The sequence below is a fragment of the Mycobacterium sp. genome, assembly GCF_035623875.1.
Classification (GTDB): Bacteria; Actinomycetota; Actinomycetes; order Mycobacteriales; family Mycobacteriaceae; genus Mycobacterium.
The window spans coordinates 1-12,303 of record NZ_DASPSP010000022.1 but is presented as its reverse complement, the minus strand read 5'-3'; the positions used below and the strand labels follow the sequence as shown (position 1 = coordinate 12,303).

Here is a 12,303-nt window from a genome sequence, read left to right as displayed (position 1 = left end):
GGCCAAAACCGCCACCATGCAGGGATTCAACGCGCTCGATCAGTGGGGGCGCTTCGACGAAGCTTTCGCTGCGCTCCGCCAGTGGGAGCATGAGGGCCGAATTAAGCACCGCCAGACCATCTTTGAGGGCATCGAGTCGTGCGTCGACGCCCTCAACGGGCTGTTCACCGGGGCCAACATCGGCAAGATGCTGGTCAAGCTGAGCGAACCCACAACGGCCTAGCTCGGCGCATGGCCCCCAGCCTTGGGGTTGGGGTTGGGGTTGGGGCGAGCTTCGCCGTCTGCTGTAGGCTTTCCACCTGCTGTCGATGAAACCTCGGCGGCTCCGGGCTGTGGCGCAGTTTGGTAGCGCACTTGACTGGGGGTCAAGTGGTCGCAGGTTCAAATCCTGTCAGCCCGACCTCAGGAATGCGCTCTGAGCTGGTAGTTTGCCGTTCGGCTCACGTGGACGGGTGTTCGAAGAGTTTCGTGGTTGTCACCAGTTGTCACATTGATGGTATTGGAGCGGCTGGGCTGATGATGGTCTTGTCAGTCGGCCACCGGCGCCGTAGGGGCCCGGCAGGGCGGACATGACTTAATCAGGAGCCTGGCAATTCCTCATCGATGTGTTGTCTGCACGCCCCGCCGGGTGTCGCCATCTGCTAGCGATCACCAACAGGAGGGACATCACCATCGTGGCAGCATCAAGGCGCGTCGTCATCGGCGCCGACACCCGCCCAACTTGGTCATGTCGACCGGGACAAGCGCCCGCGTGCACACCTTGGGGCCACGCTCCAATTGGCGCTCTGCCGCACTGTCGCTGGCGACACGGACGAGGCGCAGCGTGTCCTAGCGCCAGCGCTGAGAACCTGTGCCGCGCTTGGATTTAGCCGATTGTTCATCGACGAGGGACCGCAGATGCTCCGCCTCGCGCAGGACACCGCGGCAACAGACGAATTCAGTTCAGCCGACCCGACGTCAAAAAGTGTCCAGGATTTCGTGTCGAATATGGCGGCGTCGAATATGGCGGCTTTGCTTAGACCTCAACCGCCTACAGCGCGGCATAGTGGCTGTGCTAAGAGGCGATTTGGGCTGCCAGGTCCGCTAGGCAGGGCCCGTTTGTCCGGGCGCGCGGTGGGGAGGCGCGCTCGCTAGCTAACTTGTGCGATTACGCGACACGTAACCGGATCGGCGTCCAAGGATGGCTAAACCATGGATTACTCAACCTTTCACGGGCTGACGCGGGCTGAGCGAATCCCTTCTGCTGCTCGGAGCCAAACCGGGGCGTATCGCCGAGCGGCCGGCTTCTTTCGCCAGCATCACCCCAACGATGCGACGCGCCCGCGAGGCGGCGGCATCCGCCTGAAACTCCACTCCGCCGCGCCATCCGTCGTAGCCCGCGTGATTAGAAGCCATCTCGAGTATCGCGGTGTCGCGTTCGGCTACTCCGTCCAGGAACGTCCGCAGGCGATTGGTCACCGCATCGTCATCCGGTCGGTAGTTACGCGACGACTGCATGAACACGTGAGTCGAAGTTTCTGTCTCGGGTGTGATGCCGTGCACCCGAGTGGTGGTGTACACGTCGCCGTCTGGGGTTTCGATAGCCCAATATTGGTAGTGCACCGCCGGCGAGGCGAACGTCCCGCCTTCACGATGCTTGTACAGGTGCGCGCGGTCCAGACCGGTGGCGTCGGCGTGCCAGTCGGTGAGGTGCCCGTCCGGCAGAAGCCGGGTGTAGGACACGGTGGTTTCGGTGACTTCAACGTCGTTGAAGGCCGGCATGCTGTCGATTTCCGCAGGTATATCACGTCGATGGAGGATCGGGGCGTAGCTGAAGTCCAGATAGTGTTCGTGGACCATCAGGTAGTTGGCGTTTACTTTCCAGGCACTGGCCCATGTTGTCCACGCCGGGTCGTTGATCCAAGGCAGCCGTGGCGGTTCGCTGCCCGCGGCAGCAGCCGGCTGTCCCAGCCAGATCCAGACGAAAGGTGGTTGCTCGAGGACGGGGAACACACGCACCCTCATCCCGGTCGGGACTTGGGGCTGAGACGGGATGTGCACGCACTTGCCGTCGGTATCGTATGTACAGCCGTGGTAGCCGCAGACCAGCCGATCTCCGTCGATCGTGCTGTGCGATAGCGGGAATGCTCGGTGTGCGCAACGATTTTCGAATGCGTTGAGGTCACCGTTGCCGCTGCGCCACAGCACGACCTCCTCGCCGAGTAGGCGACGCCCGAGCGGCGATGGCCCGATCTCATCGGAGGTGGCGGCCACGTACCAGCACTTCTTCGGATAATTGGTCCTGGGAGTCTTCACAGGTCCAGCACCAGCCTTTCGGTGCGAGAACGCGACACGCAGATCAACATCACTTCGCCGGCGGCTTTTTCCGCCTCGGTGAGCACCGAGTCGCGGTGGTCGGGCGTTCCCTCCAGGACCCTCGCTTCGCAGGTGCCGCAGACACCCTCGTAGCAGCTACCCAGAATCGGGATGCCCTGTTCCTCAAGGACTTCCAGGATCGACTGGTCTGAGGTTATCTCAAAACTCGCCCCTGAACGCTGGCATACGACTTCGAACCGATCGAGCGCTTCGGCCGCCTCCTCAGCAGTCGGCGCTTTGGCGGCGAACCGCTCAATATGAAGGATCCCCGCCGGCCAGTGAGTGGAGTGCTGCTCGACCGCAGATAACAATGCCTCGGGTCCACAGCAGTAAACCAAGGTGTTGTCCTCGGGTTCTTTGAAAAGCGACTCCAGGTCGAGAAGACCACGCTCGTCCTGCGGCCACACAGTTACCCGCTCGGGATAGCGTTTGGCGAGGTCCTCCGCGAAGGCCATGGATGCCCTGGTCCGCCCGCCATACAGCAATGTCCAGTCCCCCCCTGCTTGCTGCACGGCCTCGAGCATCGCCAAGATCGGCGTGATACCGATACCGCCCGCAATGAACCGATAGTGCGGCGCGTCAACTAGGGGGAAGTGGTTGCGCGGGCCACGTACTCGCACAGTGGCACCCTCGTTGAGGTTGTCGTGAACGTAGCGCGAGCCGCCGCGACTGTTGGGATCGAGCAAGACCCCAACGCGCCATGTACTCGAATCGTGGGGGTCACCGCACAGCGAGTATTGGCGCGTTAGTCCATCGTCGAGCATCAGGTCGATATGGGCTCCCGGTTCCCACCGCGGCAGGTCTTCGTTTTCTGGATGGCCGAGGTCGAGCACAACCACACCTTCTGCGGGTGTGCTGCGGTGCCGAACAATCAAATCGGAGGTGAATTCATGTACGTTGGCACCGGGCGTGGTGACGGCGGGCGCAGACATCGTTTCCTTGCTCCGATCGCGGCACGAAATCAGTTCAACGCCAGATCGTATTACTGCGGCGAGGGGGGCGGCAGGTAAATGGTCTTGTAGACCTGGAAGGCGTACAGGCCTTCCGGCCCGAGTTCGCGACCCATTCCACTTTGCTTGATACCACCGAACGGGGCTACCGGATCGTTGACGTAGTGATTAACTCCGACGGTCCCCGAGCGAACACGGCGAGCAACGTTGGTCGCGCGTTCGATATCTGACGACCATACCGACCCGCCGAGGCCGTAGACGCTGTCGTTGGCGATCGCAACGGCTTCTTGGTCGTCAGAGTATGGGATCAGCGAGAGCACCGGCCCGAAGATCTCCTCGCGTGAGACCGTCGCGTTGTTGTCCAAGTCGGCGAAAATGGTGGGTTCCAAGAACCAGCCTCGGTCAAATGGCCGTGAACCGCCGGTGGTCATTCGGGCGCCTTCGCTCTTGCCTTTAGCGATGTAACCTTCGACGCGCTCACGCTGGCGCTGCGATACCAGCGGGCCGATCTTGGTCTCCGGATCGAGTGGATCGCCCACCTTCAGCGAGCGCGTGAAATCGGTTATCGTATCGACGATTTCGGTGTATCTGCTCTGGGGAACCAGCACCCTGGTGTTGAGCCAACAGATTTGACCATTGTTCAGCAGGGTACAGCCGAATAAGGGCTCGATGGAGGATGCCACATCTGCGTCGTCGAGGATAATGGCCGCGGATTTGCCACCAAGTTCAAGGGTGACCGGTCGCAAGAGCCGCCCGCAGGCTTCGGCGATCCAACGTCCCGCGCCGGTCGAACCGGTGAACGAAACTTTGTCGACGCCCGGGTGCTCGACGAGGTAGGCACCCACTTCACGGCCGCCGGGAACCACATTGACGACACCGTCGGGTATGCCGGCCGCGGCCGCGGCCTCGGCCATCAGGAACGCATCGAGCACCGTTTCCTCGGCCGGTTTGAGAACGAAAGTGCAACCAGCGGCCAACGCGGGAGCGATCTTCAGGAACGAAATCGATTGCGGGACATTCCAGGGCACGATGGCGCCAACGACTCCGACGGGCTGCTTGGACACCAGCGAGGTGCCGCCGAACATACCGGGACGCGGATCCTCGACTGGTGTACTCGTCATCAGGCCGCTGTAGTAGCGCACCAACAGTGGCGGAAAGACCGCCTCGAACTGCTGGGCGAGCCAGATGGGCATCCCATTCTGCATCGATACGCGGCGCGCCGTTTCGCCGGCGCGGGCTTCCAGTTCTACCGCGAACCGTTCGAGGACGTCTGCGCGTTCCTTCGGATCCCACGTCGACCAGCCGTCACGGGCGTCGAACGCTGTCCTGGCCGCCGCGACAGCGGAGTCGATATCGGCTTCGGTGCCCCTGGGCACCGAACCGATGCGCTTCTCGGTGGCGGGGGAATGGACGCCGATGGTGTCGTGGCCGGCGGGCGCCGTCCAGGTGCCGCCGATGTAGAGCTGCGGGTAATCGATTGTGGTCATTGGTGTCCCATCCGATCAGGAGATTGTGACCTTGGCGGGCAAGTGCTTAAGACCGCCAACGAAATTGGTCTGGGTCACGCTGCCGGGTCCGAGAATCTCGATCGACTCGAGGCGGGGCAGCAGTTCTTCGAACATCACCTTCAGCTCCTGTTTGGCCAGGTGCTGGCCGACGCAGGTGTGCGCACCGAAGCCGAACGCGAGGTGGGGGTTGGGCCTGCGGTCGATGTCGAATTCGTCGGGGTGGTCAAAGACTTCTTCGTCGCGGCAGCCCGACTGGAACAGCGGCATCACCCGGTCACCGGCCTTGATGGTCTGTCCGCGCAACGTGTAGTCCTTCAGCGCGACGCGCATGAAGTGTTTGACCGGCGCCACCCACCGCAAACCCTCCTGGATGAGGTCGGGTACCAGACTCAGGTCCGCTTTGACCCGCGCCAGCACATCGGGGTGTTCAGCCAGAGCCTTCAGGGTGCCGGCCAGGGTTGCTGAGGTGGTGTCGTGACCGGCGGTGAAGATGGCCGTGTACCACCCATAGACGAAGGACTTGGGCCAGTACTCACCGTCGGGAAGTTTGGCGCACGCGACGACCGTGGCCAGATCGTCGCGAGGATGGGCGCGACGGTCTTCGGCCAAGGTGTCGAAGTAGGTGAAGAAGTCCTGGATGGTGTTCGCCCACTGTTGGGCCATCGCCTCCGGGGAGAGCGCTTCAACGTCTTCGCGCTGATGCTCCGGATCGGCAGTGCCGAAGAACTCCTGGGTGAGCGCCATCATCCGCGGCTCGTCCTCGGGCGGCACCCCCACCAGCGTCATCATCACGTGCAGCGGGAAGCCCAGCGCCCAGTCGTCGACGAGGTCGATCTCTCCGCGCTCCGAGAGCTTCTTGAGGTGCTCGATGGACTCCTTGGCGAGGTCGCGGATCTGATCTTCCAATTTCCGGACCGACGGAGGCTTGAAATAGTTGAAAGCCATGTTCTTGGCGTGGGTGTGCTCGGGCGGATCTATGTAGGGGATCGCGTCGAGGATGCGCAAGCTGCCACCGAGGAGTTGTTTGGTGAACTCGTCACCCGCGGTGTTTTGCAGGATCGGGTTGTGCGAACCGGGGTGCTCGGTACCGCCCCCGGCGGCAAAGACTTCCGACAGACTTTCGACTTCCTGGATGTCGGCGTGCTTGGTGACCAGCCAGATGGGGTCGTAGCCCTCGACGATGGCCTTCGCCACTGGCATGTTGTTGCGCATCCATTTGTAAGCGTCAAACAGCGCCCTGAGGTCTGCGTGGCCTTCGGGGAGCACGAGCTGCCGGGCGATTTTTTCGGGAAGAACTGCCGGTTCGGCTTGCTGCGCGGTCGTCATCGACGTCCTCTTTCCTTGGTCCTGGGTGCCCTACAACCTTTGTCCACAAGCCAACGTGGACGAGGTCTCTGGTGATTCAAGTCTCATCGCGGGTCGCTTCTTGTGCGTCACCATGACGGGGGGTGATCGCTCCCACATTGGGGGTAATCGGTGCCGATCGACAGTCAAATGAGCAGTTCACAGCCGCTCAGTCTGCCGGGCAGCCGTCGTTTATCCATTGCTCGATGGCGCTGATGTCGTCGGCCGGCATGGGATCGAGGTACGCGGGCATGCGCGGAGTCACAGCGCCTGTGGGAGGGTCGTCCAGGTCGGAGCCAAATGGTGCTTCGCCTTTCAACGACAACACCAGGTTTGAGTTCGCGCCGTCGCCGAGCGCAACGAGTTTCCGCCCGCCGACCTTCATTTCGACGAATCGGTCCCGGGTTATTCCTCGCCAAAAGGGACCATGCGAGGCCACATCCGCGTCCGCTCCGCCGACTGATTTGTCAAGGATATCGACGACGTCCTTGAAATTCATGGTGCACCTTCCCTCGGTTCACATATGAGTGTCGATCTCGCGCAGGGCGGCGTCCTCGCTCTTCCCATGACGCCTGTGATAGCCCTTTGTTGACGGAGGCGATGCCGTCAAGTCTCAGCGTCAGGTCGCACTTCCCGCGTCACCATGACGAGGGCTCATCGCTCCCACATTCGGGGTAAGGCGGCGACTTCAGGACGGTCGGGCCCAATCTTGATGGGCCAGATGATCTCGTCGACCGTGCGCACCGGCGCTACCGCGCAGACACCTACACCGGGGCCGCTTTCGTTAGTCTTCGATCCGAAGGGATTGGCTGGGGCACCTCTCCACAGCCTCACGGGCGACCTCGATGGCCGCGTCGTCCTCGAGGTCCTCCCTTAGCACGTGCGTCTTGCCGTCGGCTTGGACTTCGAATCGTTCGGGATCGATGGCCTCGCAGATTCCTATCCCGGCGCACGTGGCGCGGTTCACTACGATTCTCACTTCGTCTCCCCGGTGTCGTCGCAGTAGCGGACGAGTTGCCTGTTGGGCTGTCGGCGGCACACCGACATCAGCGCCGTTCGGGAGTCCACGTCGCGGGAAGGCGCTTGACACCGTTCATGAAGTTCGACAGCAACAGCTCTGGTTCTCCCGCCTGCAGATTCTTCATCCGGGTGTAGATCTGCCGCATCTGGGACTTCAGCACCGCTCTACCCAGCACGTGGCCGAGGCAGTAGTGCGGACCGCCGCCACCGAAAGCCTGGTGCGGATTGTGTTTGACGGATCGGCTGACATCGAAGACGTTGGGGTGCTCGAAGACGTCTTCGTCCCGGTTGCCGGAGATGAACCACATGACCACCTTGTCGCCCTCCTTGATGGTCACCCCGTCTAATTCGTAGTCACGCAGGGCGGTACGGCGGAAATGCATCAGGGGCGGCTCCATGCGCAGGGCTTCGTTGACGGCGTCCTCGGACCGACCCTCGAAATCCTCCATCAGGTAGGCGAGTTGGTCAGGGTGATGCTGGAACAGCGTGACAACATGTGCCATCGCGTGCCGGGTGGTGTCGTTGGCACCGGCGGCAAGGAGCGCGAAGAACACCCCGGCCTCATCCGCGGTTAGTTTGTGGCCCTCGTACTCCGCCTGGGCCACCCATGTGAGCAGGTCCTCCCCGGGCTTCTGCTTGCGTTCCTTGAACAACTCGAGCGCGATGGTTTGCAGTTTCTTGGAGGCGTCGGCGAACACCATCAACGGTGACCCGATGTGAGCCCACTCGGGGTCCAGCCAGCCGGCGAACTGTTCGGCGGCGTCCATCACGTACGCAATCTGGTCGGGATCTTTGATGCCCATGAAGTTGGCGAATACCCGCCCGGGCACCTCTTTGGTGATCAACTCGCAGAGGTCACCCTCGCCCAGGGGCGCGACCTTGTCGATGATCTCCTCCACGATGCCGTTGATCTGGTCGACCATCAGAGCGATGTTGCGCGGGGTGAATGCGATGCTGACGATGTTGCGCAGCTCGGTGTGGCGCGGCGGATCGGTCACGATGAACGACAGCATCGTCTCCAGCTGTGGAAAGTCGTCGACGAACACACCCTGCGCTGAACTGAATACCTTCGGGTTGCGGGACACTTCTGCAATGTGGCGGTGTTTGACGACCGACCAGAACCCCTTGGCATTGTCGAGGTTGGGATCGAGCGCCTCGGGCGCATCGTTCCAGCTGATCGGCTGGTTTGCCCGCAGCCAGGCAAAGGTCCGATGGTGTTCGGAGCGCGGTAGTGCCCAAAACGCCATTTTGTTCAGGTCGGTTCGGACGCCTTCGTCAGTTGCAGGCATGATCGGTCCCAACTTCATCGTCGTGAGCGCCGATGCGCAGGATCGGCGGATTACCGAACCGACGGTAAGCCGGTGCGATCCCCGGCACGTCTCCCATCCGAGATAAATTCTCTGCCTCAAGTTCGGTATTTCTGCTGGCCAAGCGGCGGTAACGGCGGAGGCACTTCTACTATCCGTCCCGTTTGGGACAGAAAAAACACTCCGTTAGGGAGATGCGTCGATAGCCTGGTATGTGACGAGAATCGACGATCGGGGACATGCCGTGTGGCCATTCTCAAGAGGTGGAGGATTTGTCAGATGAAGACGAAGGCTGCGGTCTTGTGGGGCGTGGGCGACAAGTGGCAAGTCGAGGAGGTCACGCTAGACCCGCCCGGGCACAACGAGGTTCTGGTCAAGCTGACCGCAGCCGGGTTGTGTCACTCGGACTACCACCTGATCACCGGCGACATTCCCATACCGTTTCCGGTCATCGGGGGGCATGAAGGCGCCGGCGTCGTAGCCGGCGTCGGACCCGGGGTAACCGATGTGGCTGAGGGCGACTCGGTTGTGCTGAGCTTTTTACCGGCATGTGGGAAGTGCTCTTATTGCGCGCGTGGCATGACAAATCTTTGCGATCTTGGGGCCGCGATCATCCAGGGTCCGCAACTTGACGGGACTTATCGGTTCCACGCGCGTGGCACCGGGGTTGGCCAAATGTGCTTGCTGGGAACATTTTCTGAATACACCGTTGTCCCGACCTCGTCGGTGGTGAGAGTCGACGCCGGTATTCGGCTTGATCGCGCAGCGCTGGTGGGATGCTGCGTGCCAACGGGGTTTGGCAGCGTCGTGAACACGGCTCAGGTCCGGGCGGGGGATACCGTCGTCGTACTGGGTGTAGGCGGGATCGGCAGCAACGCGATCCAGGGCGCGAAAGCTGCAGGCGCGCGGCATATTGTCGCGGTGGACCCGGTAGCTTACAAACGGGATAAGGCGATCGATTTCGGCGCTACCCAGGCCACGGCCACCGTCGACGAGGCGCAGGTTTTAGTCGCCCAACTGACCCGTGGCCAGCTCGCGGACGCTTGCATCATCACTACCGACGTGGCCGAAAGTGCTTATGTCGGGCAAGCATTAAGCCTGGTGGGCAAGCGTGGCAAGGTCGTGGTCACCGCCATAGGGCATCCGACCGAATTGTCGATCAGTGGATCGCTGTTTGAGTTGACCCTGTACGAGAAGTCGATCCACGGTTCGTTGTTCGGATCGTCCAACCCGCGCCACGATATTCCCCGCTACCTCGAGATGTACAACCTCGGTCAGCTCAAACTCGACGAATTGGTGACCAGAGAGTATTCGCTGGAAGATATCAATGCGGGTTACGAGGACATGCTGGCGGGGAACAACATTCGTGGATTGATCAGATTCTGATCAATCCACGGGATTGAGGTGCAGGCGCCTAGTTGATCACACGATGATACTTGGCAACAGCTTCCGTTCGGTTTGCGGCTCCGAGCTTCCTCAGCACATGCTTGACGTGTGTTTTGACGGTTCCTTCCGCCACGAACAGGCTGGCCGCAATCTGTGAGTTGGTCTTTCCCGCGGCGAGGCCACGCAATACATCCCACTCGCGGCGCGTCAGGGGATCTGGCCCGCCGGCGCCAAGCTCTCGCAGCGGATGCGGGCTGGGCGAGACGGCGGGTAGGGAAACTTCGAGACGGTCAGCAACGGCGGCGCTTTCTAGCACCGCAACTGTAACGTCATCGACGAGCGCGTTGACGCCCTGCGCATACTCGTTACAGGCGCTCTGCACCGCCTTCAGTTTGTCCAGCAGCAGGTTTCGCTCGAACGCGATGCCTAACCCTTCGGCGAACACGCTCAAGACATCGCGGTCTGACTCATCGACAAGGACAGACTGCTCCTGCCGGTCGGCGTGAAGCAGGCCGATAGGCTGGCCCCAGGCGAGTACCGGCGCCGCGACATAGGCTTTCGTTTCGGTGAGGGCGACCAGTTCGGTGTACACGCGTGGATTTGACTGGGGATCACGGACCACCATCGGTGCGCCACGTCGCAGCATCTCGGCTTCAGGGAGCGGCCTGGCCAGTTTGCGCGGGTGGGCGAGTCCCACTTCCACCAGCGTGTGGGCGAACCCCTCGTCAGCGCCCGCATATGCGGAAGACGCCAGCCACAACCCATGATCGATGCGCGAGAACAAAATTCGATCGAAACCAAGGTAATGGGCTTCGGTAGCCGCCCGTGCTACCAGATCTACCGTGGACTTTGCTTGACGGAGTCGCCCGATCGCGTCGCGGATAGTGAGGACGTTGGCAGCCCGCCGAGCCAGTACCGCGTCGAGTACCGCGGCCTGCGCATGTTCGGATCGGACCAGCAGGGCCGCGACCTGCTTGGTCCGTGCAGCGTCGGGCTCATCGGCGGTGTCAAGCAAAAATTCGTTGAGAACGTGACGGATTGCGGATAACGCGGCCGCGGCGGCCTCGAGATCGTCGTCGCCGAACCCGGAAGAACTAACGCGGACGCCGACAATTTTCTCGGCCGCGCTCACGACTTGGCGAGCTTGCTCGACGCTTTCCAATTCAGCCGGCCTTCGCCAAAGCCACCACCTCGTCGAAGCCTTCGCGCAGGCAAGTCGAGAACGCCGTAGGGTCGGTAATGGCATCTGGATCGAAGTTGACCGCGATGCAACAGGTTCCGTCGTAAGTCAACATCGCCACCATGGCAGGGATGCCCGGTCGGGGGCCCATCGGGTAGATACGGGTTACCCGCGCCCCTGCCAGATACAGCGGGCGACCGATTGCACCTAGGTTAGAGGCTTGCAGGTCCGAAAGTCCGGTCATCCCACCGGCGATGCGGGTGAGTACGATACCCGGCAGGCGGCTCAGCACCGGCGCGAGGAGATCGAGGAATCCGAGCGCAGGCTCCATGCGCGCATCGGCGATAAAGTCGTGGATGGCGGCGATACGAGTCGCGGGATCCGGTTCACCGACCGGTGCGACGAACCGTGCACCGGCGAACTTGTTGGCGCCCATCGGGTCGGCATCGGTGCGAAGGCTCACCGGTATCGCCACGGGCATGGACTCGACTGAAAGAGAAAGCTTTTCATGGTAACGGCGTACTCCACCGAGCAGAGCGGCCAGGAAAGCGTCATTGACTGAACCTCCGGCAGCCCGGCCCGCTGCTTTCAGGTCGTCGAACGCCACGTCGAAGGTGTCCAGCCGATAACCCGATCCGCTGCCGGTCAGCGCGGGGGAGTGGGGTGCATCTGGCGGTGTCAGCACGCGCCGCAGCGACATCGCGAATTTGACCGCGTCGCCGGCGGTTCCGACGGGGTCGCCCGCAAGCCGGCCGGCGACGTGGAAAGCTTCGCGCAATGCACTCCCGGGCGCACTGACGACCTTGCCGGCCAACCGGTTCAGCAGCAGCCCCTCCGGTGACTCTGTCCGTCGCGGTTCGGGCATCGGCCTATCGTCGGCGGGTCCGGGTTCGCGGCTCTGCCCGTGAGCCAGATCCAGCAATTGCAGCAGGCCGATTCCGTCACTGAGGCTGTGATGCGGTTTGAACAGGTATGCGGCCCGACCCTCTTCGACCCCGAGCACCAGCAGGGCCTCCCACGGGGGACGTTCAGGATCGAGTGGGCGGGCCGCGAACTGAGCCGCGATTTCGTGCAACTCGGCCATGGTCCCGTCACCCGGCAGCCGCACCCGTTGCAGGTGATATTCCAAGTCGAAATGCGGGTCCGGAGACCATGCGGGTGCGACGAGGGGTACCGCCGGCTCAACGACCCGCTCCCGCAGCCGCGGCACTCGCTGAGTAAACCGATCGTGTGCGGCCACAAGTCGATCCCAG

General features: G+C 62.2%; 10 protein-coding genes, 1 tRNA gene and 1 pseudogene. 3 read left to right on the top strand and 9 right to left on the bottom strand.

Annotated features, from left to right (window positions below):
* A pseudogene (locus VEI45_RS02380) lies at positions 1–223 on the top strand (NADP-dependent oxidoreductase); the annotation flags it as partial.
* Positions 224–326: 103 nt separating this feature from the next.
* Positions 327–400 (top strand) — tRNA-Pro (locus VEI45_RS02375).
* A gap of 800 nt (positions 401–1,200) precedes the next feature.
* On the opposite strand, the gene VEI45_RS02370 is transcribed toward VEI45_RS02375, so the two are convergent.
* The 7 genes from VEI45_RS02370 to VEI45_RS02340 all read right to left on the bottom strand — a co-directional run bounded on the left by VEI45_RS02370 (position 1,201) and on the right by VEI45_RS02340 (position 8,466).
* On the bottom strand, positions 1,201–2,295 hold the full coding sequence (locus tag VEI45_RS02370) for a Rieske 2Fe-2S domain-containing protein (RefSeq protein ID WP_324849769.1): 1,095 nt from the start codon (positions 2,293–2,295) through the stop codon (positions 1,201–1,203).
* Positions 2,292–3,287: a PDR/VanB family oxidoreductase gene (locus VEI45_RS02365; RefSeq protein WP_324849767.1), complete on the bottom strand. Its 996-nt coding sequence runs from the start codon at positions 3,285–3,287 to the stop codon at positions 2,292–2,294. Before VEI45_RS02365 ends, VEI45_RS02370 begins: the two co-directional genes overlap by 4 nt.
* Positions 3,288–3,337: 50 nt before the next feature.
* Entirely contained in the window at positions 3,338–4,792 is a 1,455-nt protein-coding gene (locus tag VEI45_RS02360) for an aldehyde dehydrogenase (RefSeq protein WP_324849765.1), read from the bottom strand.
* Between the two features lie 15 nt (positions 4,793–4,807).
* Positions 4,808–6,139: a cytochrome P450 gene (locus tag VEI45_RS02355; protein ID WP_324849763.1), complete on the bottom strand. Its 1,332-nt coding sequence runs from the start codon at positions 6,137–6,139 to the stop codon at positions 4,808–4,810.
* A 187-nt stretch (positions 6,140–6,326) separates the two neighbouring features.
* Positions 6,327–6,656 carry a hypothetical protein gene (locus VEI45_RS02350; protein WP_324849761.1) on the bottom strand — a complete coding sequence of 110 codons (330 nt, stop codon included), beginning with the start codon at positions 6,654–6,656 and terminating at the stop codon, positions 6,327–6,329.
* Positions 6,657–6,941: 285 nt separating this feature from the next.
* Positions 6,942–7,136 carry a ferredoxin gene (locus VEI45_RS02345; protein ID WP_324849759.1) on the bottom strand — a complete coding sequence of 65 codons (195 nt, stop codon included), beginning with the start codon at positions 7,134–7,136 and terminating at the stop codon, positions 6,942–6,944.
* Between the two features lie 67 nt (positions 7,137–7,203).
* Complete coding sequence (locus VEI45_RS02340; protein WP_324849757.1) at positions 7,204–8,466, bottom strand: cytochrome P450; 1,263 nt, start codon at positions 8,464–8,466, stop codon at positions 7,204–7,206.
* A gap of 297 nt (positions 8,467–8,763) precedes the next feature.
* Here VEI45_RS02340 and VEI45_RS02335 point away from each other — a divergent pair, with 297 nt between their 5' ends.
* On the top strand, positions 8,764–9,870 hold the full coding sequence (locus VEI45_RS02335) for an NDMA-dependent alcohol dehydrogenase (protein ID WP_324849755.1): 1,107 nt from the start codon (positions 8,764–8,766) through the stop codon (positions 9,868–9,870).
* 28 nt (positions 9,871–9,898) lie between these two features.
* Here VEI45_RS02335 and VEI45_RS02330 read toward each other — a convergent pair whose 3' ends face one another.
* Positions 9,899–11,002, bottom strand: coding sequence for a LuxR C-terminal-related transcriptional regulator (locus VEI45_RS02330; protein ID WP_324849753.1), 1,104 nt, complete (start codon positions 11,000–11,002; stop codon positions 9,899–9,901).
* A 31-nt stretch (positions 11,003–11,033) separates the two neighbouring features.
* Positions 11,034–12,303 (bottom strand): wax ester/triacylglycerol synthase domain-containing protein (locus VEI45_RS02325; protein ID WP_324849751.1); only part of this gene is annotated, 1,270 nt, incomplete at its 5' end.

Bases quoted from the DNA above. Each gene is read 5' to 3' on its own strand.
- VEI45_RS02365 (WP_324849767.1), bottom strand. From the start codon at position 3,287: ATGTCTGCGCCCGCCGTCACCACGCCCGGTGCCAACGTACATGAATTC.
- VEI45_RS02350 (WP_324849761.1), bottom strand. From the start codon at position 6,656: ATGAATTTCAAGGACGTCGTCGATATCCTTGACAAATCAGTCGGCGGA.
- VEI45_RS02335 (WP_324849755.1), top strand. From the start codon at position 8,764: ATGAAGACGAAGGCTGCGGTCTTGTGGGGCGTGGGCGACAAGTGGCAA.
- VEI45_RS02360 (WP_324849765.1), bottom strand. From the start codon at position 4,792: ATGACCACAATCGATTACCCGCAGCTCTACATCGGCGGCACCTGGACG.
- VEI45_RS02340 (WP_324849757.1), bottom strand. From the start codon at position 8,466: ATGCCTGCAACTGACGAAGGCGTCCGAACCGACCTGAACAAAATGGCG.
- VEI45_RS02355 (WP_324849763.1), bottom strand. From the start codon at position 6,139: ATGACGACCGCGCAGCAAGCCGAACCGGCAGTTCTTCCCGAAAAAATC.